Annotated in this window: 20 protein-coding genes and 1 tRNA gene; 14 read left to right on the forward strand and 7 right to left on the reverse strand. The window is 71.5% G+C overall.

Annotated elements, in window-relative coordinates; translation table 11 throughout:
* Positions 1-262 (forward strand): helix-turn-helix domain-containing protein (locus CCS38_RS05435; protein WP_223732044.1); only part of this gene is annotated, 262 nt, incomplete at its 5' end.
* Positions 263-599: 337 nt separating this feature from the next.
* Positions 600-812, forward strand: coding sequence for a hypothetical protein (locus CCS38_RS05440; RefSeq protein ID WP_223732045.1), 213 nt, complete (start codon positions 600-602; stop codon positions 810-812).
* Between the two features lie 86 nt (positions 813-898).
* Here the strand turns inward: CCS38_RS05440 and speB are convergent, their stop codons facing one another.
* Entirely contained in the window at positions 899-1879 is a 981-nt protein-coding gene (gene speB, locus CCS38_RS05445; RefSeq protein ID WP_030250019.1) for an agmatinase, read from the reverse strand.
* Between the two features lie 358 nt (positions 1880-2237).
* Between speB and CCS38_RS05450 the strand changes: the two genes are divergently transcribed.
* Positions 2238-3035: a phosphatase gene (locus CCS38_RS05450; RefSeq protein WP_223732046.1), complete on the forward strand. Its 798-nt coding sequence runs from the start codon at positions 2238-2240 to the stop codon at positions 3033-3035.
* A gap of 21 nt (positions 3036-3056) precedes the next feature.
* Here CCS38_RS05450 and CCS38_RS05455 read toward each other — a convergent pair whose 3' ends face one another.
* From CCS38_RS05455 to CCS38_RS05465, 3 genes are all read right to left on the reverse strand, one after another.
* Positions 3057-3944 (reverse strand): acyl-CoA thioesterase, encoded by an 888-nt coding sequence (locus CCS38_RS05455; RefSeq protein ID WP_223732047.1) that lies wholly within the window; start codon positions 3942-3944, stop codon positions 3057-3059.
* Between the two features lie 10 nt (positions 3945-3954).
* Positions 3955-5112: an acyl-CoA dehydrogenase family protein gene (locus tag CCS38_RS05460; RefSeq protein ID WP_223732048.1), complete on the reverse strand. Its 1158-nt coding sequence runs from the start codon at positions 5110-5112 to the stop codon at positions 3955-3957.
* Between the two features lie 123 nt (positions 5113-5235).
* Positions 5236-5841 (reverse strand): SACE_7040 family transcriptional regulator, encoded by a 606-nt coding sequence (locus CCS38_RS05465; protein WP_223732049.1) that lies wholly within the window; start codon positions 5839-5841, stop codon positions 5236-5238.
* An 84-nt stretch (positions 5842-5925) separates the two neighbouring features.
* Here CCS38_RS05465 and CCS38_RS05470 point away from each other — a divergent pair, with 84 nt between their 5' ends.
* The 6 genes from CCS38_RS05470 (at position 5926) to glmS (ending at position 14010) form a co-directional block, all read left to right on the forward strand.
* Positions 5926-7542, forward strand: a complete 1617-nt coding sequence (locus CCS38_RS05470; RefSeq protein WP_223732050.1) for a carboxyl transferase domain-containing protein — start codon at positions 5926-5928, stop codon at positions 7540-7542.
* A gap of 11 nt (positions 7543-7553) precedes the next feature.
* A complete protein-coding gene (locus tag CCS38_RS05475; RefSeq protein ID WP_223732051.1) occupies positions 7554-9491 on the forward strand; it encodes an acetyl-CoA carboxylase biotin carboxylase subunit in 1938 nt (645 codons plus the stop codon).
* Complete coding sequence (locus CCS38_RS05480) at positions 9488-10423, forward strand: hydroxymethylglutaryl-CoA lyase (RefSeq protein WP_223732052.1); 936 nt, start codon at positions 9488-9490, stop codon at positions 10421-10423. Before CCS38_RS05475 ends, CCS38_RS05480 begins: the two co-directional genes overlap by 4 nt.
* A gap of 11 nt (positions 10424-10434) precedes the next feature.
* Positions 10435-11589 carry an acyl-CoA dehydrogenase family protein gene (locus CCS38_RS05485; RefSeq protein ID WP_223732060.1) on the forward strand — a complete coding sequence of 385 codons (1155 nt, stop codon included), beginning with the start codon at positions 10435-10437 and terminating at the stop codon, positions 11587-11589.
* A 279-nt stretch (positions 11590-11868) separates the two neighbouring features.
* Positions 11869-12144, forward strand: coding sequence for a hypothetical protein (locus CCS38_RS05490; protein WP_030250040.1), 276 nt, complete (start codon positions 11869-11871; stop codon positions 12142-12144).
* Between the two features lie 45 nt (positions 12145-12189).
* Positions 12190-14010 (forward strand): glutamine--fructose-6-phosphate transaminase (isomerizing), encoded by a 1821-nt coding sequence (gene glmS / locus CCS38_RS05495; RefSeq protein ID WP_223732053.1) that lies wholly within the window; start codon positions 12190-12192, stop codon positions 14008-14010.
* A 303-nt stretch (positions 14011-14313) separates the two neighbouring features.
* Here glmS and CCS38_RS05500 read toward each other — a convergent pair whose 3' ends face one another.
* Positions 14314-14835 (reverse strand): universal stress protein, encoded by a 522-nt coding sequence (locus CCS38_RS05500; RefSeq protein WP_030250046.1) that lies wholly within the window; start codon positions 14833-14835, stop codon positions 14314-14316.
* 443 nt (positions 14836-15278) lie between these two features.
* On the opposite strand from CCS38_RS05500, the gene CCS38_RS05505 reads away from it, so the two are divergent.
* The 4 genes from CCS38_RS05505 (at position 15279) to CCS38_RS05520 (ending at position 18044) form a co-directional block, all read left to right on the forward strand.
* Complete coding sequence (locus CCS38_RS05505; RefSeq protein ID WP_223732054.1) at positions 15279-15584, forward strand: hypothetical protein; 306 nt, start codon at positions 15279-15281, stop codon at positions 15582-15584.
* Positions 15585-15953: 369 nt separating this feature from the next.
* On the forward strand, positions 15954-17234 hold the full coding sequence (locus CCS38_RS05510; RefSeq protein ID WP_223732055.1) for a GlxA family transcriptional regulator: 1281 nt from the start codon (positions 15954-15956) through the stop codon (positions 17232-17234).
* A 5-nt stretch (positions 17235-17239) separates the two neighbouring features.
* Entirely contained in the window at positions 17240-17860 is a 621-nt protein-coding gene (orn, locus tag CCS38_RS05515) for an oligoribonuclease (protein ID WP_223732056.1), read from the forward strand.
* A 108-nt stretch (positions 17861-17968) separates the two neighbouring features.
* A tRNA-His gene (locus tag CCS38_RS05520) sits at positions 17969-18044 on the forward strand.
* Positions 18045-18138: 94 nt separating this feature from the next.
* Here CCS38_RS05520 and CCS38_RS05525 read toward each other — a convergent pair.
* Entirely contained in the window at positions 18139-18789 is a 651-nt protein-coding gene (locus CCS38_RS05525) for an NAD(P)-dependent oxidoreductase (protein WP_223732057.1), read from the reverse strand.
* A 101-nt stretch (positions 18790-18890) separates the two neighbouring features.
* On the opposite strand from CCS38_RS05525, the gene CCS38_RS05530 reads away from it, so the two are divergent.
* Positions 18891-19778 (forward strand): helix-turn-helix domain-containing protein, encoded by an 888-nt coding sequence (locus tag CCS38_RS05530; RefSeq protein WP_223732058.1) that lies wholly within the window; start codon positions 18891-18893, stop codon positions 19776-19778.
* A gap of 25 nt (positions 19779-19803) precedes the next feature.
* On the opposite strand, the gene CCS38_RS05535 is transcribed toward CCS38_RS05530, so the two are convergent.
* On the reverse strand, positions 19804-20841 hold the full coding sequence (locus CCS38_RS05535) for a LacI family DNA-binding transcriptional regulator (protein ID WP_223732059.1): 1038 nt from the start codon (positions 20839-20841) through the stop codon (positions 19804-19806).
* Between the last annotated feature and the right edge of the window lie 164 nt (positions 20842-21005).

Raw genomic sequence — 21005 nt, forward strand, 5'->3', positions numbered from 1 at the left:
CGCCGCGCTGGTCCCGCCGGCCGAGGCCCGCGCGCACGCGGCGGCCGTGCTGGCGCCGCTCGACGGCGCCCCGGCGCTCCGCGAGACGCTGCACACCTGGCTCTCGCTGCACGGCAGCTGGGACCGTACGGCGACGGCGCTGGGCATCCACCGCAACACGGTCCGGCAACGCATCGCCCGCGCCGCCGCCCTGCTCGACACCGATCCGGACGACCCGGATGTCCGGATGGAGCTGTGGTTCGCGCTCGGCGTCCGCCGCTGAACTCCCGGAGAATTCCCCGGATGATTTCGCCGACGACGTCCGAAAGATTTCACGGAAGACTGCACCGACGGCTTTACAGGCGACTTACGGACGACTTTGCGGACATGTCCTTTTCGCCGGGCCACGGCGCCGCTTTCCGAATTCCACACGGGTAGTCCGACATCAACGGCCATCGACGGCATCGGTCGGCAAAACCTCACTTCGCAAAGGTTGCGACAGATCATTTACGGCATACCGCGAAAGCCCGTCCCAGAGATTTGCGTTACCGGCGCCACCGGTGCAGCATTCCCGTGACCCCCCGCTTTTCCAGTCCCCGTGAAGTGAAGGGAAAGAAATCATGCGCAACGACTTCTCCGCTCAGGTCGAGACCGCCGAGATCGCCGACAGCGAGCTCGACAACATCGCCGGTGGCGTCGCCACCCTCGGCGGCAGCGTCGCCGGTTACAGCGCCGGTGTGAGCGTCGAGGGCACCGCCGTCGACGCCGTCGAGGGCCTCGCCCAGGGCACCATCGCCAAGGCGACCGGCCTGGCCGCCGCCACCGGCGTCTGAGCACAAGCCTGAAAAATCATCAGGGCCCCGGAACCTCTCGGTTCCGGGGCCCTGGTGTTTTCGCGGTGCGTCCCGCGTGACCGGCGTCAGCCGCGCGCGGCCGCGATCTGCCGGGACATGATCGTGGTCAGCTCGTACGCCGTGTGGGAGGCGGCGACCGAGGTCATCTCCGCGTGGTCGTACGCCGGGGACACCTCGACCAGGTCGGCGGAGACCAGGTTGCAGGAGGCCAGGCCGCGCAGGATCTCCAGCAGCTCGCGCGAGGTCAGGCCGCCGGCCTCGGGGGTGCCGGTGCCGGGCGCGTGCGCCGGGTCGAGGACGTCGATGTCGATGGAGATGTACAGCGGGCGGTCACCGATGCGCTGGCGCAGCTGGTCGGCGACCTCGTCCACGCCGCGGCGCATGACGTCCGCCGAGGTGACGATGCCGAAGCCCATCTTCTCGTCGTCGGTGAGGTCCTTCTTACCGTACAGCGGGCCGCGCGTGCCGACGTGCGAGAGCGCCGAGGTGTCGAGGATGCCCTCCTCGACCGCGCGGCGGAACGGCGTGCCGTGGGTGTACTCCGCGCCGAAGTACGTGTCCCAGGTGTCCAGGTGCGCGTCGAAGTGCAGCAGCGCCACCGGGCCGTGCTTCTTGGCGACCGAGCGGAGCAGCGGCAGCGCGATGGTGTGGTCGCCGCCGAGGGTCATCATGCGGGCGCCGGTGCCGAGCAGGTCGTCCGCCGCGGCCTCGACCGTCTCGACCGCCTCGTTGATGTTGAACGGGTTGGCGGCGATGTCACCCGCGTCGGCCACCTGGGCCAGCGCGAAGGGCGAGGCGTCCTGCGCCGGGTTGTACGGGCGCAGCAGGCGGGACGCCTCGCGGATGGCGTTGCCGCCGAAGCGGGCGCCGGGGCGGTAGGAGACACCGGTGTCGAACGGGACGCCCACGACGGCCACATCGGCGCGGCCGCCGACCTCGTCGATGCGCGGCAGCCGGGCGAAGGTCGCCGGGCCTGCGTAACGCGGGACGCGGGAGGAGTCGACGGGACCGACGGGCTCGGGAGATGCGGCAGATGCGGTGGTCATGGCGCTGATCGTAGGGTCGGCGCCGCGCTCACCCCATGGACATTTCTGTGAGATACGGGGGCGTCATTCGACACTGCGTCCACCCGACGAGGTGACCGTCACCTGGAGGCGGCCCGCCAGGCCGTCGGCCTCGTCCAGCGGCGCGGCGGCGCACGATGCGGGCCGGGATGCCGTCGCCGTCCGCCGGTCTGATCCGTGCCTGCCATGGCGGCCTGGCCGCCTGCCCGTTCACCCGTGCTCCCCCTCGCGCCGCCGAGCCGCCGGAACACCGTGATCGTGGGCACGGCGGGCCGCTCCAGGTGTCCACGCGGCAGTACTCCCCCGCCCCGCGCTGATCCGCACCGGCACAATGGGCCTCATGCCGATAACCTCCGCCCCCGCCCCCAGCCGCGCCGCACTGGTCGAGCACCTCGTACGCACCCGCATCGCCGGTGATGTCGCCACGCCCCGCGAGAACAATCTCGACCACTACCGCAAGCTCGCCAACGGCGACCGCCACTACTGGTTCGGCCTGGAGCTGGGCGACAGATGGCGGGACGAGCAGGACGTGCTCGCCGTGATGGCCGAGCGCTGCGGCGTCATCGACGACCCGGACCACCGCCACGGCCAGGACACCATCGATCCCGAGCTGACGGTGGACGCGCTGGAGCGGATGGCGGCGGTGCTGCGCAAGGCGGCCGCGGGCCGGCGGCGGGTGCTCCTCGCGACCGGTCACCCGGGCGGGCTGCTGGACGTGCACATCGCCACGGCCGCCGCGCTGCGGGCGGCGGGCTGCGACATCGTGGTCGTCCCGGACGGGCTGACCGCCGACGACGGCGTGGTCTTCCAGTTCGGCCAGGTCGCGATGCTCGAGCGGGGCGCGACCCTGTGGCACACGCACTCGCCGGCCCCGATGGCGGCGATCCTGGACGGCCTGGAGGCGGCGGGCGAGGCGCTGCCGGACCTGGTCGTCGCGGACCACGGCTGGGCGGGCTGCGCGGGGCAGCGCGGCATCGACGCCGTCGGCTACGCGGACTCCAACGACCCGGCGCTCTTCCTGGCCGAGGCGGAGGGCACCGTGCAGGTCACGGTGCCCCTGGACGACCACGTCCGCAGCCCGCGCTACTACGACCCGCTGACGGCGTACCTGCTGCACGCGGCGGGCCTGGCGGACTGACCCGGCAGTACCCCCGATACGTCACCGGGGCGTGCGGATCAGGCCCTCCTGGATCACCGAGACCGCGAGCTGCCCCTCGGCGGTGAAGATCCGCCCCTTGCCCAGGCCCCGGCCGCCCTGCGCGGTCGGTGACTCCTGGTCGTACAGCAGCCACTCGTCGGCCCGCACAGGCCGGTGGAACCACATCGCGTGGTCCAGGCTCGCGCCGACCACGTCGCCGACCGCCCAGCCGCCGCGCCCGTGGGCGAGCAGCACGGAGTCCAGCAGCGTCATGTCGGACACATAGGTGACCAGGCAGATGTCGAGCAGCGGCCGGGGGATGCCGGTGTCGCCGTCGAGCTTGCCCTGGGTACGGAACCAGACCTGCGAGCGGGGCTCGCGCACCTCGCCGGCGGTGGCGAACGGCGGCGCGTCCACGTACCGCAGGTCGACCGCCGCCCGGGCCTCCAGCAGCCGCTCGGCGACCCCCTCGGCCACGAACCGGTCGGCATACCGGGGCAGCATCTCGGCGGCGGTCGGCAGGGTCAGCGGGTCCGGCACCCGGGGCATCGGCTCCTGGTGCTCCAGACCCTCCTCGTGCGCGTGGAAGGACGCGGTGAGGTGGAAGATCTGCTGGCCGTGCTGGACAGCGACGACCCGGCGGGTGGTGAAGGACCGGCCGTCGCGGATGCGGTCGACGGTGTACACGATCGGCGCGCCGGGGTCCCCGGGGCGCAGGAAGTACGCGTGCAGGGAGTGCGGGGGACGGTCGGCGGGGACCGTGTGCCCGGCCGCGACCAGTGCCTGCGCGGCGACCTGGCCGCCGAAGACCCGGGGCACGACCGCCGCACGGCTCCGGCCGCGGTAGATGTCCTCCTCGATCTGCTCCAGCGTGAGCAGATCGAGGAGGGACTGCAGTGCGTCGTTCACCCGGCCGGCCTTAGAGGCCCATCGACTTCGCGATGATCGACTTCATGACCTCGTTGGTGCCGCCGTAGATGCGGTTGACGCGGTTGTCGGCGTACAGGCGGGCGATCGGGTACTCGTTCATGTAGCCGTAGCCGCCGTGCAGCTGGAGGCACTTGTCGATGACGCGGTGCGCGACCTCGGTGCAGAACAGCTTGGCGGAGGCGGCCTCGGCCGCGGTCAGCTCGCCCGCGTCCAGGGCCTCGAGGGCGCGGTCGGCGACGGCCTCGGCGGCGTCCACCTCGGCCTGGCAGGCGGCCAGCTCGAACTTGGTGTTCTGGAAGGACGCGACGGTCTTGCCGAAGACGGTGCGCTCCTGCACGTACTGCTGCGCGAACCGGACCGCGGCCTTGGCCTGCGCGTACGCGCCGTAGGCGATGCCCCAGCGCTCGGACGGCAGGTTCTTGCCGAGGTAGTGGAAGCCCTTGTTCTCCTCGCCGAGCAGGTCCTCGGCCGGCACCTTCACGTCGACGAACGCCAGCTCGGCGGTGTCAGAGGTGCGCAGGCCCAGCTTGTCCAGCTTGCGGCCGACGGAGTAGCCCTCGGACTTGGTGTCGACGGCGAAGAGGGAGATGCCGAAGCGGCGGTCGTCCTCCTTGGGCGCCGAGGTACGGGCGCAGACGATCACGCGGTCGGCGTGCACGCCGCCGGTGATGAAGGTCTTGGCGCCGTTGAGGACGTAGTGCGTGCCGTCCTCGGAGAGCTTGGCGGTGGTCTTCATGCCCGCGAGGTCGGAGCCGGTGCCCGGCTCGGTCATCGCCAGCGCCCACATCTCCTCGGCGGAGACGAACTTCGGCAGGTAGCGCTTCTTCTGCTCGTCGGTGGCGAGCATCTTGATGTACGGCAGGGCGAGCAGCACGTGCACGCCGGAGCCGCCGAAGTTGACGCCGGCGCGGGCGGTCTCCTCGTACTGGATCGCCTCGAACTTGTGCGATTCGAGGCCGGCGCCGCCGAACTCCTCGGGGACGTTGATACCGAAGAGGCCCAGGTCGGCCAGCTTGGAGTAGAACTCGCGGGGCACCTGGCCCGCGGCGAACCACTCGTCGTAGACGGGCACGACCTCGCCCTCGATGAAGGCGCGGATGGTGTCCCGGAACGCCTCGTGGTCCTCGTTGAATACGGTCCGCTGCACCTGATGCCTCCCGGGCGATCCACCTGTCTAAGCGCTTGCTCAGCGAAAGCTACCCGGCGGTTATGTTCTCTGTCCAGGGGTCCCGTACGACGCAGTCGTCACACCGGCGCCGGAGCCGGCGGCTCAGCCCTCCCGGCCCGCCGCGGCCGCGAACGCGCCCAGCGCCAGCCGCTTGAGCAGGGCCTCGGTGGCCGTGCGGGGCGGCAGGCTGGCGCGCGGGCTCAGGTGCGGGGTGGAGTTCAGCAGGCCGAAGACGGCGTGCACCGCGGCGCGCGCCTCGGCCTCCGTGCAGGCCGGGTAGACCTCGCGGACGACCTCGACCCACAGCTCGACGTACTGGCGCTGCAGCTGGCGCACCCGCTTGCGGTCCACCTCGCGCAGCCGGTCCAGCTCCCGGTCGTGGACGGTGATCAGCGGGCGGTCGTCCAGGGCGAAGTCGATGTGCCCCTCGATGAGCGCGTGCAGCACTTCCTCGGCGCTCTCGCCGCCGTCGGCGACCCGCAGCCGGCCGCCGTCCAGCAGCCGCTCACTGATCCCGACCAGCAGCTCGGCGAGCATCGCGTCCTTGCCGGCGAAATGGCGGTACAGGCCGGGACCGGAGATCCCGACCGCGGCTCCGATCTCGTCCACGCCGACGCCGTGGAAGCCGCGCTCGGCGAAGAGCCGCGCGGCCTCTTTGAGGATCTGCTCGCGGCGGCTGACGGTGGCGGGGGCCTTGGTGCTGCTCATGGCTCCAATTGTAGACAGGCGGGTTAGTGGTCGTTAACCTGGAGGCAACAGTGTTAACGACCACTAACAAGGGGCGGGTACACGATGGAGCAGGCACCCGTACTGGGGAGCGCCGCAGACCCCGCGGCCGACTCCTGGCGGGCCAACGAGGCCGCGCACCGCGAGCTCGTCGAGCAGCTGCGCGGAAAGCTCGCGGCGGCCCGGCTGGGCGGCGGCGAGAAGGCCAGGGCGCGGCACACCGCGCGCGGCAAGCTGCTGCCCCGGGACCGGGTGGACACGCTGCTGGACCCCGGCTCGCCCTTCCTGGAGATCGCCCCGCTGGCGGCGGACGGGATGTACGACGGCGCGGCCCCGGCGGCCGGCGTGATCGCGGGCATCGGCCGGGTGTCGGGCCGCGAGGTGGTGATCGTCGCCAATGACGCCACGGTCAAGGGCGGCACGTACTACCCCATGACCGTGAAGAAGCACCTCCGCGCCCAGGAGGTGGCCCTGGAGAACCGCCTCCCCTGCATCTACCTCGTGGACTCCGGCGGTGCCTTCCTGCCGATGCAGGACGAGGTCTTCCCCGACCGCGAGCACTTCGGGCGGATCTTCTACAACCAGGCACGGATGTCCGGCGCCGGGATTCCGCAGATCGCGGCCGTGCTCGGGTCCTGCACGGCCGGCGGCGCCTACGTCCCCGCGATGAGCGACGAGGCCGTGATCGTCCGCAACCAGGGCACGATCTTCCTGGGCGGTCCGCCGCTGGTGAAGGCCGCGACCGGCGAGGTCGTCACGGCCGAGGAGCTGGGCGGCGGCGAGGTGCACAGCCGTACCTCCGGCGTCACCGACCACCTCGCCGAGGACGACGCGCACGCCCTGCGGATCGTCCGCACGATCGTCTCCACGCTCGGCGAGCGCGCGCCGCTCCCCTGGACCGTACGGACGGTCGAGGAGCCCAAGGCGGACCCGGCAGGGCTGTACGGCATGGTCCCCACCGACTCCCGTACCCCCTACGACGTGCGCGAGGTGATCGCGCGCCTCGTCGACGGCTCACGCTTCGCCGAGTTCAAGGCGGAGTACGGCCAGACCCTCGTCACCGGCTTCGCGCACCTGCACGGCCACCCCGTCGGCATCGTCGCCAACAACGGCATCCTCTTCTCCGAGTCCGCGCAGAAGGGCGCTCACTTCATCGAGCTGTGCGACCAGCGCGGCATCCCGCTGGTCTTCCTGCAGAACATCTCCGGCTTCATGGTCGGCCGGGACTACGAAGCGGGCGGCATCGCCAAGCACGGCGCGAAGATGGTCACGGCGGTGGCCTGCACACGGGTGCCGAAGCTGACGGTCGTGATCGGCGGTTCCTACGGCGCGGGCAACTACTCCATGTGCGGCCGGGCCTACTCCCCCCGCTTCCTGTGGATGTGGCCCAACGCCAAGATCTCCGTCATGGGCGGCGAGCAGGCGGCGTCCGTCCTCGCCACGGTCAAGCGCGATCAGCTGGAGGCGCGCGGCGAGGAGTGGCCCGCCGAGGAGGAGGACGCCTTCAAGGCCCCCATCCGCGAGCAGTACGAGACGCAGGGCAACGCCTACTACGCGACGGCGCGGCTCTGGGACGACGGCGTGATCGACCCGCTGGAGACCCGGCAGGTGCTGGGCCTGGCCCTCACCGCCTGCGCCAACGCCCCGCTGACCGACCCCGCCTTCGGCGTCTTCCGGATGTGAGGACCTCCACCATGTTCAGTACTGTTCTGGTCGCCAACCGCGGCGAGATCGCCGTCCGCGTCCTCCGCACCCTCCGCTCCCTGGGCATCCGCTCGGTCGCCGTCTTCAGCGACGCGGACGCGGACGCCCGGCACGTACGGGAGGCGGACACGGCCGTCCGCATCGGCCCGCCGGCCGCCGCCGAAAGCTATCTGCGGATCGACGCGCTGCTGGACGCCGCCCGGCGCAGCGGCGCGGAGGCAATCCACCCCGGCTACGGATTCCTCGCCGAGAACGCCGCCTTCGCGCGGGCGGTGACGGATGCCGGGCTGGTCTTCATCGGCCCGTCGGCCGAGGCCATCGACCTGATGGGCGACAAGATCCGGGCGAAGGAGACGGTACGGGCCGCGGGCGTGCCCGTCGTACCGGGCTCGTCCGGCAGCGGCCTGACCGACGACGAGCTGGCCGCCGCCGCCCGGGAGATCGGCATGCCGGTGCTGCTGAAGCCGTCGGCGGGCGGCGGCGGCAAGGGCATGCGGCTGGTGCGCGACGAGGCGCTGCTCGCGGACGAGATCGCGGCGGCGCGGCGCGAGGCCCGCGGCTCCTTCGGCGACGACACGCTGCTGGTCGAGCGCTGGGTCGACCGCCCGCGGCACATCGAGATCCAGGTGCTCGCCGACGGCCACGGCAGCGTCGTGCACCTCGGGGAGCGCGAGTGCTCCCTCCAGCGCCGCCACCAGAAGATCATCGAGGAGGCGCCGAGCGTCCTGCTGGACGAGGCGACCCGCGCGGCGATGGGCGAGGCGGCCGTGGAAGCGGCCCGCTCGTGCGGATACGTGGGCGCGGGCACGGTCGAATTCATCGTGCCGGGCGACGACCCCGCCTCGTACTACTTCATGGAGATGAACACCCGGCTCCAGGTCGAGCACCCGGTCACCGAGCTGGTCACGGGGATCGACCTGGTCGAGTGGCAGCTGCGGGTCGCGGCGGGCGAGGAACTCCCGTACGGGCAGGACGACATCACCCTCACCGGGCATGCCGTCGAGGCCCGGATCTGCGCCGAGGACCCCGCCCGCGGCTTCCTCCCGTCCGGCGGCACGGTCCTGGCACTCGGCGAGCCCCAGGGCGACGGAATACGGACCGACTCCGGACTGTCCGAGGGCACGGAGATCGGCTCCCTGTACGACCCGATGCTGTCGAAGGTCATCGCATACGGGCCCGACCGGGCCACCGCACTGCGCAAGCTGCGGGCCGCGCTCGCCGAAACGGTCATCCTCGGGGTGCCCACGAACACCGGCTTCCTGCGACGGCTGCTGGCCCACCCGGCGGTCGTGGCCGGGGAGCTGGACACGGGACTGGTGGAGCGCGAGGCGGACGGGCTGGTCAGCCAGGACATGCCCGAGGAGGTGTACGCGGCCGGGGCCGCGGTGCGCGCGGCGGCGCTGGAGCCGTCGGGCGAGGGCTGGACCGACCCGTTCTCCGTGCCCAGCGGCTTCCGGCTGGGCGGCGAACCCTCCCCGCCCGCCTTCTGGCTGCGCGCGCCCGGCCACGACCCCGTACAGGCGTCCGGCAGCGGCCAGGTCACCGAGGACCGGGTCGCGGTCACCGTCGACGGCGTGCGGCACACCTTCGTGCGCGCCGGGGACTGGCTCGGCCGCGACGGCGACGCCTGGCACGTACGCGATCACGACCCGGTCGAGGAGACGCTGCGGGGCGCGGCCGGCGCGCACGGCGCCGACTCCCTCACCGCCCCGATGCCCGGCACGGTCACGGTCGTCAAGGCCGCCGTCGGCGACCACGTCACCGCAGGCCAGGGCCTGCTCGTGGTCGAGGCGATGAAGATGGAGCACGTCATCTCCGCGCCGCACGCGGGCACCGTCGCCGAACTCGACGTGACGCCGGGCAGCACGGTCGCCATGGACCAGGTGCTGGCCGTGATCACCCCCGACGAGCCGGAGGATGACCGATGACCCCGGGACTGCCCATGTCCGTACCGGCCCCCGGCCTGCCCGCCCGGGTCCGCATCCACGAGGTCGGCGCGCGGGACGGGCTGCAGAACGAGCAGACCGTGATCCCGACCGAGGTCAAGGCGGAGTTCATCCGCCGCCTCGCGGACGCCGGCCTGGACACCATCGAGGCGACCAGCTTCGTGCACCCCAAGTGGGTGCCCCAACTGGCCGACGCGGAACGGCTGTTCCCGCTGGTGAGCGATCTCGGTGCCCGGCTCCCGGTCCTCGTACCGAACGAGCGCGGCCTCGACCGGGCCCTCGCCCTCGGCGCCGACCGGATCGCCGTCTTCGGCAGCGCCACCGAGTCCTTCGCCAAGGCCAACCTCAACCGCACGGTCGACGAGGCGCTGGCGATGTTCGCGCCGGTCGTGGCCCGCGCCAAGGACGCGGGCGCGCACGTCCGCGGGTACCTCTCCATGTGCTTCGGCGACCCCTGGGAGGGCCCGGTGCCCATTCCCCAGGTCGTACGGGTCTGCCGCGCGCTGCTGGACCAGGGCTGCGACGAACTGAGCCTGGGCGACACCATCGGCGTCGCCACGCCCGGCCATGTCACCACGCTGCTCACGGCGCTGAACGAAGCGGGCGTCGGCACCGACGTGCTCGGCGTCCACTTCCACGACACCTACGGGCAGGCGCTCGCCAACACCCTGGCCGCGCTCCAGCACGGCGTCACCACGGTCGACGCCTCCGCGGGCGGCCTCGGCGGCTGCCCGTATGCCAAGTCCGCCACCGGCAACCTCGCCACCGAAGACCTCCTCTGGATGCTGCACGGACTCGGCATCGAGACCGGGGTCGACCTCGGCCGCCTCACCGCCACAAGCGCGTGGATGGCCGGACAACTGGGCCGACCGAGCCCGTCCCGCACCGTACGAGCCCTCTCCCACAAGGAGTGACCCCCATGTCCCTGGACCACCGCCTCCCCTCCGAGCTGGAGGAGCTGCGCTCCACGGTCGAGGCGTTCGCGCACGACGTCGTCGCCCCGAAGATCGGCGAGTACTACGAGAACCACCAGTTCCCGTACGAGATAGTCCGCGAGATGGGCCGGATGGGCCTGTTCGGGCTGCCCTTCCCCGAGGAGTACGGCGGGATGGGCGGCGACTATCTGGCGCTCGGCATCGCCCTGGAGGAGCTGGCGCGGGTCGACTCCTCGGTGGCGATCACGCTGGAGGCCGGCGTCTCGCTCGGCGCGATGCCGCTGTACCACTTCGGTACGGAGGAGCAGAAGCAGACCTGGCTGCCGAAGCTGTGCACGGGCGAGATGCTGGGCGCGTTCGGGCTGACCGAGCCGGAGGCCGGCTCCGACGCGGGCGGGACGAAGACCACGGCCCGGCTCGACGCGGCGACCGACGAGTGGGTGATCAACGGCAGCAAGTGCTTCATCACCAACTCGGGGACGGACATCACGGGGCTGGTGACGGTCACGGCGGTCACCGGGCAGAAGGAGGACGGCCGGCCGCTGATCTCCGCGATCATCGTGCCGTCCGGGACCCCCGGCTTCACGGTCGCGGCGCCGTACTCCAAGGTCGGCTGGAACGCCTCGGACACCCGTGAGCTGTCCTTCAGCGACGTGCGGGTGCCCGCCGCGAACCTCCTCGGTGAGGAGGGCCGCGGCTACGCCCAGTTCCTGCGCATCCTGGACGAGGGCCGGATCGCGATCGCCGCCCTGGCCACCGGCCTCGCACAGGGCTGCGTGGACGAGTCGGTGAAGTACGCCAAGGAGCGGAAGTCCTTCGGGAAGCCGATCGGGGAGAACCAGGCGATCCAGTTCAAGCTCGCCGACATGGAGATGCGCGCCCACACCGCCCGGCTGGCCTGGCGCGACGCGGCCTCCCGGCTGGTGCACGGCGAGCGCTTCAAGAAGGAGGCCGCGCTGGCGAAGCTGTACTCCTCGGAGATCGCGGTCACCAACGCCCGCGAGGCCACCCAGATCCACGGCGGCTACGGCTTCATGAACGAGTACCCGGTCGCCCGCATGTGGCGCGACTCCAAGATCCTGGAGATCGGCGAGGGCACGAGCGAGGTCCAGCGGATGCTGATCGCGCGGGAGATGGGGCTGTGATCAGCGCCCCGTGAGCCCTCGCCCGCAGGCCACGGGGCCTGCGGCGACCGGTAGTGGACGAGCGGCCCCCCTTCTCCGCCGTCATTGTCAGTGGGTGACGGTAGCGTCACAGACAGTGCGGTGGAGGTGGGGGAGGGGCCTCGCCGACGGTCTCCCCCAGCGGGGAGAGGGAGGGGCCCTGCCCAGGAACGCGGGACCATGGCCCGCCCCGCGACACGCCCCTGCCCGATATCGGGCAGATTTCTTGCGAAAAGCGTCGCGCTCCATGAGTATCGACGGGTGCTCGATCGCCGTCCGTCCCACGAGGACCTCGTAGAACACCTGGTACGCAGTACGCCGCTGCAGCGCGGCGAGGCCGTCCGGGTGATCCAGGACGTGCTCGCGTACTTCGATGAGACGGCCGAGACGTTCGTGCGCCGCAGACACCGCGAACTGCAGGCCCAGGGGCTGCGCAACGACGCCATCTTCGAGCGGATCGCCCACGAGCTGCCGCACCGCGCCGTGGCCCCGCCCGAGCTCTCGATACGCCAGCTGCGCCGCCTCGTCTACGGCTGAGACGCCGAGCACCTACGTACCGTCAATCCGGGAGGGTCACCCCACATGTGTGGAATCGTCGGTTATATCGGCAAACGCGATGTCGCGCCGCTGCTCCTCGAGGGCCTCCAGCGCCTGGAGTACCGCGGTTACGACTCCGCCGGCATCGCCATCCACGCCTCCGGCAAGGCCGGCGGGCTGAAGACCGCCAAGGCCAAGGGCCGGGTCCGGGAGCTGGAGTCGCGCCTGCCGAAGCGTTTCGCCGGTACCACCGGCATCGCCCACACCCGCTGGGCCACCCACGGCGCGCCGAACGACGAGAACGCCCACCCGCACGTGGACGCCGAGGGCAAGGTCGCCGTCGTCCACAACGGCATCATCGACAACGCCGCCGAGCTGCGCGCCAAGCTGACCGCCGACGGCGTGGAGTTCGCCTCCGAGACCGACACCGAGGTCCTCGCGCACCTCATCGGCCGCTCGCAGGCCGAGAAGCTGGAGGAGAAGGTCCGCGACGCGCTGCGGCACATCGAGGGCACCTACGGCATCGCCGTCCTGCACGCCGACTTCACCGACCGCATCGTGGTCGCGCGCAACGGCTCCCCGGTCGTGCTGGGCATCGGCGAGAAGGAGATGTTCGTCTCCTCCGACGTCGCCGCACTCGTCTCGCACACCCGCCAGGTCGTCACCCTCGACGACGGCGAGATGGCCACGCTCAAGGCCGACGACTACCGCACGTACACCACCGAGGGCTCGCGCACGACGTCCTCCCCGGAGACCGTCGAGTACGCCGCCGAGTCCTACGACATGGGCGCGCACGACACGTACATGCACAAGGAGATCTCCGAGCAGGCGGACGCGGTGGACCGCGCGCTGCGCGGCCGGATCGACGACCGCTTCTCCACCGTGCACCTGGGCGGCCTCAACCTGGACGCGCGCGAGGCGCGCGGCGTCCGCCGGGTCAAGATCCTGGGCTGCGGCACCTCGTACCACGCGGGCCAGATCGGCGCGCAGATGATCGAGGAGCTGGCCCGCATCCCCTCGGACGCCGAGCCGGCCTCCGAATTCCGGTACCGCAACCCGGTCGTGGACCCCGACACGCTGTACGTGGCGGTCTCGCAGTCCGGTGAGACCTACGACGTGCTCGCCGCCGTCCAGGAGCTCAAGCGCAAGGGCGCGCGGGTGCTGGGCCTGGTGAACGTCGTCGGCTCGGCGATCGCGCGGGAGACCGACGGCGGCATCTACGTGCACGCGGGCCCGGAGGTCTGTGTGGTCTCCACCAAGTGCTTCACCAACATGGTGGTCTCCTTCGCGCTGCTCGCGCTGCACCTCGGCCGCATCCGCGACCTGTCCGTGGCGGACGGCAAGCGGATCATCGACGGGCTGCGCCGGCTGCCGGAGCAGATCACCGAGATCCTGGCCGGCGAAGCCGAGATCAAGAAGCTCGCCGAACTGTATGCGGATGCGAAGTCGATGATGTTCATCGGGCGGGTCCGCGGCTATCCGGTGGCGCGCGAGGCGTCCTTGAAGCTCAAGGAGGTCTCCTACATCCACGCCGAGGCGTACCCGGCCTCCGAGCTGAAGCACGGCCCGCTGGCGCTCATCGAGCCGGCGATGCCGACGGTCGCGATCGTCCCGGACGACGACCTGCTGGAGAAGAACCGCGCGGCACTGGAGGAGATCAAGGCCCGCAGCGGCCGCATCCTCGCCGTCGCGCACGCCGAGCAGGAAAAGGCGGACCACACGATCGTGGTACCGAAGAACGAGCCCGAGCTCGACCCCATCCTCATGGGCATCCCGCTCCAACTCCTCGCGTACCACACGGCCCTGTCCCTCGGCCGCGACATCGACAAGCCCCGCAACCTCGCCAAGTCCGTGACCGTGGAGTAACCGCAAAAAGGGACATAAAGAGGCGGAGCCTCGCGCGCGCCACCATACGTGCGAGGCTCCGCCTCTCCGGTGCCGGCGTCGCCCTAACGCCGGCAGTGATGCCGCCTCCCCGGGAACCGTCACACCCGGGCGGCAGCACGCCGTGTGAAGGTTTGTACCCCTCACCGGCGCGCAACCCACCTCTACGAGTCAGTAGATTTGTCGACTACGACCAGGGTATGACGCCCCGTCATGCCGAAGTGACGTCATACGGTGGACGGGGGATGAGGCCGGATACGTACGGAGGAGGAGAGCCGCCGGCCGTTACGGCACGACGATCACCGGCCGCTGCGCGCGCCGCGCCAGCCGCCCGGCGACCGAGCCGAAGATCCGTCCGACGATGCCGTGCGTCGAGCCGACCACGATCGCGTCGGCCGCGTACTCCCGGCCGACCTCTTCCAGTTCGTGACAGATGTCGCCGCCCCGCTCGACCAGGATCCAGGAGAGCTCGGAGAGATGGTCGGCGCAGGCCAGCTCCAGCCCCAGGACCTCCGTGCGGTGGTCGGGGACGTCGACGAAGACCGGCGGCTCGCAGCCCGCCCACACCGTCGTCGGGAGCCGGTTGGCGACATGCACGATGATCAGACCGGAGCCGGAGCGCCGGGCCATGCCGATGGCGTAGGCCAGGGCCCGTTCACTGGACACCGAGCCGTCGAAGCCCACCACCACACCGTGCTGGAAGGCGGGGTCGCAGGAGTGGCGTGACTGTTCCGCCGCTTCGAGGTCCGCCATCGGATCGGCGACCTGCTTGCGGTCCGCGGGTTCGGGGAATTCGTGACCGGCCATGAGTGTCTCGGCGAAGGGGAGCCCTCGTGCCCAGGGGCGGAGGGGAACGGCGATTGACTTGTTCGGGCAGTTGACTGAGCTGGGCGGAGAGCGGGGCGACGGTGATGGTTCAATGCCGAACAATACGGCCGGGAATCATCTTCCCAACCCCTTACCCCAAGAGTACGGCGCCACTCCTCCCCTGCCCAGGGCCTCCGTAAACGGCGGTTGTCCCTTTTGACCGGACAGCGCCCCCGAACGTTCCCCGGAGCATGCCGGAGCGTCGCGCCGTTGGCAATGGCCCGCCGCCCTTACATACGGACGCCCCGGATCCGATACGGACGCCTCTGCTCCAGTACAGCCTCCTCTGCTCCGTCCGTACCCCTCGTGGTGACTCCCCGTGGCCGGCCGCGTTGTTCCAGTGGTCCGCGCGGTCGGCGTGGAGCACTCGGAAGGAGCCCCCCTTGCCCGGTACGCCGCACCCGCCGACGGACCCCGTGAGCGACGTCGTCCGCTGGGGCGCGTTCAGCTGCGCGCTCGTTCCGCTTGTCCTCCTCGTGTGCGGCTCGTCGCCCGTCGGCGCCGTCGGCACCGCCATCGGCCTCGCTGCGGTCACGTGCGCCTGCCGGGCGCTGCTGCGGCAGTCGGAGCGGACCGCCGCCCGGCTGGCCGTGGAGCGGGCCTCCGTGCACCGCGGACGGCACGGCAGAACGGGCCTGGGGGCGCACCGGGGCGGACGCCACGGAGGGGGGCGCACGCCGGGGGATTGAGGCGCTTACGCGCGACTCCGGCGGTGCTCGCACGAGTGCTCGCGACCCTTTTCAGCCAACTTCGACCCCGGTCACATCCCTTGGCAAAAGCGACCCGCAACCGGCCTTTGAACAGGCCGGAAAGGACCGCACGGCGTGGTTGTGCCCTACGACGGGCGGGCAGGGGCAGGACGCGTACTTCCCAGCGGGGCGCACGAGTGGAACGCTTCGTGATCGAATGCTTCGCGCCAAGTTGCCATATCGACTTACCAGCAGGTGGTGAACTTGGCACTCCATCCTCACGGGACACAGTAGATTCGATCTTGGCAATCACGGCGGGGGAACAGTGCAGGACCGAGAGGGCGAGACGACCGAGGGGGGCTTAGTGCCATGAGCCAGGACTCCGCTGCCGTACCAGATGCCGCACGCAAGCTCGCCGCCCGACGACGCCGCGAAGTAGTCGCGGTGCTCCTCTTCAGTGGCGGCCCCATTTTCGAGAGCTCCATTCCGCTCTCGGTATTTGGCATCGACCGCCAGGACGCGGGCGTGCCGAGGTACCGGTTGCTTGTGTGCGCGGGCGAAGATGCGCCTTTGCGCACGACTGGCGGACTGGAGCTTTCCGCTCCATACGGCCTGGAAGCGATCTCCCGGGCAGGTACCGTCGTGGTGCCCGCCTGGCGTTCGATCACCCAGGCGCCACCACCTGCCGCGCTGGACGCACTCCGGCGCGCGCACGAAGAAGGGGCCCGCATCGTCGGGCTGTGCACGGGCGCGTTCGTGCTGGCGGCCGCAGGGCTGCTGGACGGCCGTCCGGCGACCACACACTGGATGTACGCACCGACGCTCGCGAAGCGTTACCCGTCCGTCCATGTCGATCCCCGCGAACTGTTCGTCGACGACGGCGATGTGCTGACGTCGGCCGGCACGGCCGCGGGTATCGATCTGTGCCTCCACATCGTGCGGACCGACCACGGCGCCGACGCGGCCAACGCGCTCGCCCGCCGGCTGGTCGTGCCGCCCCGGCGCACCGCGTCGGAGTTGGGGCACCAGCGCTACCTCGACAGGTCATTACCAGAGGAGATCGGCGCCGACCCGCTGGCCGAGGTCGTCGCCTGGGCGCTGGAGCATCTCCACGAGCAGTTCGACGTGGAGACGCTCGCCGCGCGCGCTTACATGAGCCGCCGGACGTTCGACCGCCGGTTCCGCTCACTTACTGGGAGCGCTCCCCTGCAGTGGCTGATCACTCAGCGCGTACTGCAGGCACAGCGGCTGCTGGAGACATCCGACTACTCGGTGGACGAGGTGGCGGGCCGCTGCGGCTTCCGCTCCCCCGTCGCTCTGCGTGGTCATTTCCGGCGGCAGCTGGGGTCCTCCCCCGCGGCCTACCGGGCGGCCTACCGCGCCCGGCGGCCACAGAACGGCACCGGGGAGCCACCAGGGTCCGCGGTCCGTCCGTCCGAACGGCCGGAGCGCCTGGACCGCACGGGAACCCCGGCGGCCGAGCGCTTCGGGGCCCACGCCCAGGTACCGGGTCAGGGCGCTCCGTTCGGTGCGCACGAACCGGGCAAACCGGAGTCGGACGCCTACGCGTCCCGGCTCGGCGAGCCCGCCGTCGGCCGCTCCACCGGACGCCCGGTGCTGCCCAGCCAGCGGGAGCGCCCCGTAGGGTGAGACGCATGAACGATCGCATGGTGTGGATCGACTGCGAGATGACGGGGCTCTCGCTGGCGAACGACGCGCTCATCGAGGTGGCCGCACTGGTCACCGACTCGGAGCTGAACATCCTCGGCGAGGGGGTGGACATTGTCATCCGTCCCCCCGCCGAGGCCCTGGAGACCATGCCCGAGGTGGTGCGCGAGATGCACACCGCCTCGGGACTGCTGGCGGAGCTGGACGGCGGGACGACCCTCGCCGACGCCGAGCGGCAGGTCATGGACTACATCAAGAGTCACGTACCGGAGCCGGGCAAGGCCCCGCTGTGCGGCAACTCCGTCGGCACCGACCGCGGCTTCCTGCTGCGCGACATGCCGGAGCTGGAGAACTATCTCCACTACCGGATCGTCGATGTCTCGTCGGTGAAGGAGCTGGCCCGGCGCTGGTACCCGAGGGCGTACTTCAACAGCCCGGAGAAGAACGGCAACCACCGGGCGCTCGCCGACATCCGTGAGTCGATCGCGGAGTTGCGGTACTACCGGGAGGCGGTCTTCGTACCGCAGCCGGGGCCCGACTCCGACACCGCGAAGGCGATCGCGGCCAAGCACGTCCTGCCTGCGGAGAAGCAGCCGGCAGGAGAGTGACGCAGCTCGCTCCCGGCTGGGGGGAAAGCCGGGAGCGAGCACCCCTTCGGACCCTGTACACTTTTCTTCAGCCGGTGGGGAACAAGTCACCACACAGCACCGGTCATGGTGGGTATAGCTCAGCTGGTAGAGCACCTGGTTGTGGTCCAGGATGTCGCGGGTTCAAGTCCCGTTACTCACCCCAACGGTGAAGGCCCGGTCTGCGGAAGCAGACCGGGCCTTCGTCGTGTCCGGGGCCGGTGTTCTCAGCGGCCGGCTGTGCTCAGTAGCGGCTGTGCTCAGTAGCCGACGGTGAAGCGCTCGCCGATGTGGCGGGGCCGCTCGATCTCGTCGAGGAGGGCGACCGCGTAGTCCTCGGTGGATATCCGGCTGGTGCCGTCCGCCGCGGCGACCAGGTCCTCGGTGGCGGTGCGGTAGCTGCCGGTACGCGTACCGGGCTCGATCAGGGCCGCCGGGCTGAGGCTGGTCCAGCGCACGTCGGTGACGGTGCGGAAGTACTCCAGCGCGTCGCCGTGCGCGTGCATGATCTGCAGCAGGAACTCCGGCAGCCCCTCCGCGTCCCAGACCTGCTTGCCGTCGGGCGTGCGCAGCGAGCCCGCGCCGCCGACCGCGATCAACCGCGGCGCCCCGTCACCCAGCTTCCGCAGGCCGGCCACCAGGGACTCGGCCGAGGGCTTGATCGTGGCGAGGTGGCCGGGCCCGTCACCGCCGCCGACCGCGCTGACCAGGACGTCCTGGCCCGCGGCGGCCACGGAGACGGCGGCCGGGTCCAGGACGTCGCCGGTGGTCACGGTGAGGTTCGGGTGGGTCTTGGTGATCTTCGCGGGGTCCCGGACCACCGCGGTGACCTCGTGGCCGCGCGCCAGGGCCTCGTCGAGGACACGGCTGCCGATGGTGCCGTTGGCACCGAAGAGGGCGATCTTGGACATGGGGTGCTCCTACTCATTGCTTTTTTCTGCCAGCGGCCGCTCGGCCGTCTTCTACGCTAGGGGTAAGAACAAAGGATCTCGGGGTAGGTGCGGGACGAGCGATGGTGGAAAAGCGACAAGAACAGATCCCGGAGGTCGCCTTCTCGGCGCCCGCCGGGCGGCCCGCGGGTGTGGAGGTCATGACGCTCGCCGAGCTGCGCGCGCGGGCCGACGCCTGCGCGCTGGCCGTCCCGCACCGCCCCGGCTTCCACCACCTCCTCGCGCTGGACGCGGGCCGGCTCTCCCACACCGTCGACTTCCGCGGCTACGAGGTGACGCCGGGCGACTGGCTGTGGGTACGGCCCGGTCAGGTGCAGCACTTCGGGGACCTGTCGGCGGCCGAGGGCGTCCTCGTGCTCTTCGAGTCCGGCTTCCTCGATCCGGCGACGGCCGCCGCGGCCCGCCTGGAGGACTGGTACGGCCCGGCCGTGCGGCATCCGGAGGGCGCGGCCGGGGAAGCCGCGCGGGCGGCGCTGGACCATCTGCACCGCGAGTTCGGCGCGCTGTGCGGGCTGCCGCTGGAGGCGCACCTCGAAGTGCTGCGGCACCTGCTGTCGGTACTGGTGCTGCGCGCCGCGCATCTGGTGCGGGACCCGGCGGAGTACGCCGGTGACTGCGCGGCGACGGCGACGTTCCTGCGCTTCCGGGAGGCCGTCGAGCGGGACTTCGCGGTCAGCCGCCGGGTCGCGGACTACGCCCGGGCGCTGGGCTATTCGCCGCGTACGCTCTCCCGCGCCGCGGAGGCCGCCGCCGGGGTCGGCGCCAAGGAGTTCATCGACCGCAGGGTGGTGCTGGAGGCCAAGCGGCTGCTCGCGCACGGCGATCTCCCGGCAGCGCGGATCGCCCGCCGCCTCGGCTTCGAGGACGCGACGAACTTCAGCAAGTACTTCCTGCACCGGGCGGGTGTCACGCCGATCGCCTTCCGGGAGAGCGTGCGCGGCGGGGCGTGACGGCCGGTCAGGTACGGGCGGACGCTCAGGAGGAGGCGCGTACCACCAGTTCCGTCGGCAGGACCAGCTGCGGGCGCTCGCGGGAGCGTTCGGCGATCTCCTCGACCAGGACCCGGGCCATCGCCCGGCCCATCTCCTCGATCGGCTGCCGCACGCTGCTCAGCGGCGGGTCCAGATGGCGCGCGACGGCCGAGTCGTCGAACCCGACCAGCGCCACGTCCTCCGGGACCCGGCGCCCGCGTTCCCGCAGTACCGCCAGCGCCCCGGCCGCCATCACGTCCGAGGCCGCGAAGACCGCGTCCACGTCCGGGCGGCGGTCCAGCAGCGTGGCCATCGCCCGCCGCCCGCCGTCCTCGGTGAAGTCCGCCGGGACGATCAGCGCCTCGTCCGGGTCGTGCCCGGTGTCCTCCAGCGCCTGCCGGTAGCCGGCCAGCCGGCACTGCGCCGCGTACATGTCCGGCGGCCCGGCGATCGTGGCGATCGTCCGCCGGCCGCGGTCCAGGAGGTGCCGCGCCGCGGCCCGGGCGCCGCCGGTGTTGTCGGAGTCGACGTACGGCACGGTCTCGCGGGCGGAGCGGCGGCCGCTGAGCACCGCGGGCAGCTCCAGCCGGGACAGCAGGTCGGGCAGCGGGTCGTCGGCGTGCACGGAGACCAGCAGCACGCCGTCCACGCGGTGCGCGGCGAGGTACTGGCCCAGCCGCTCCCGCTCCTTGGGCGTGCGGACCAGGATCAGCAGCAGCTGGAGATCGGTGTCGGCGAGCCCGGCGCCGACCCCGCGGATGATCCCGGAGAAGTACGGCTCGGCGAACAGCCGGGTCTCCGGCTCCGGGATGACCAGGGCGACGGCGTCGGTCCGGTCGGCGGCCAGCGCGCGGGCCGCGCCGTGCGGTACGTACTGCAGCTCGGCGATGGCGCGCTCGACGGCGGCGCGCGTGCGGGGGCTCACCCGGGGCGAGCCGTTGACGACCCGGGAGACGGTGCCCCGGCCGACGCCGGCCCGCGCCGCCACCTCCTCGAGCGTGGGGCGTCCGCCGCGCCGACCACCGCGTCCTGCCGCTGCCATGGCTGCCTCCGGACTCCCGGCCACGAATGTTTCCCGCCATTACACAGCGGAATGCGACGCAACGGCGGAAAGCGGCGCCAGATCGGTGCGGTGCGGGACAAGCGGAAGCGCGGGGCGCAGCGGCTGTGGGGGTGGGTGTCCGCTGCGCCCCGCCGTGTGGGGGG

The sequence above is a fragment of the Streptomyces purpurogeneiscleroticus genome, from assembly GCF_020024005.1.
GTDB lineage: Bacteria > Actinomycetota > Actinomycetes > Streptomycetales > Streptomycetaceae > Streptomyces > Streptomyces purpurogeneiscleroticus.

Coding starts and splice junctions, on each gene's coding strand:
- CCS38_RS05525 (WP_223732057.1), bottom strand. CDS start 18,789: ATGTCCAAGATCGCCCTCTTCGGTGCCAACGGCACCATCGGCAGCCGT.
- glmS (WP_223732053.1), top strand. CDS start 12,190: ATGTGTGGAATCGTCGGTTATATCGGCAAACGCGATGTCGCGCCGCTG.
- CCS38_RS05440 (WP_223732045.1), top strand. CDS start 600: ATGCGCAACGACTTCTCCGCTCAGGTCGAGACCGCCGAGATCGCCGAC.
- CCS38_RS05535 (WP_223732059.1), bottom strand. CDS start 20,841: ATGGCAGCGGCAGGACGCGGTGGTCGGCGCGGCGGACGCCCCACGCTC.
- speB (WP_030250019.1), bottom strand. CDS start 1,879: ATGACCACCGCATCTGCCGCATCTCCCGAGCCCGTCGGTCCCGTCGAC.
- CCS38_RS05470 (WP_223732050.1), top strand. CDS start 5,926: ATGGAGCAGGCACCCGTACTGGGGAGCGCCGCAGACCCCGCGGCCGAC.
- CCS38_RS05530 (WP_223732058.1), top strand. CDS start 18,891: ATGGTGGAAAAGCGACAAGAACAGATCCCGGAGGTCGCCTTCTCGGCG.
- orn (WP_223732056.1), top strand. CDS start 17,240: ATGAACGATCGCATGGTGTGGATCGACTGCGAGATGACGGGGCTCTCG.
- CCS38_RS05450 (WP_223732046.1), top strand. CDS start 2,238: ATGCCGATAACCTCCGCCCCCGCCCCCAGCCGCGCCGCACTGGTCGAG.
- CCS38_RS05465 (WP_223732049.1), bottom strand. CDS start 5,841: ATGAGCAGCACCAAGGCCCCCGCCACCGTCAGCCGCCGCGAGCAGATC.
- CCS38_RS05475 (WP_223732051.1), top strand. CDS start 7,554: ATGTTCAGTACTGTTCTGGTCGCCAACCGCGGCGAGATCGCCGTCCGC.
- CCS38_RS05500 (WP_030250046.1), bottom strand. CDS start 14,835: ATGGCCGGTCACGAATTCCCCGAACCCGCGGACCGCAAGCAGGTCGCC.
- CCS38_RS05480 (WP_223732052.1), top strand. CDS start 9,488: ATGACCCCGGGACTGCCCATGTCCGTACCGGCCCCCGGCCTGCCCGCC.
- CCS38_RS05510 (WP_223732055.1), top strand. CDS start 15,954: ATGAGCCAGGACTCCGCTGCCGTACCAGATGCCGCACGCAAGCTCGCC.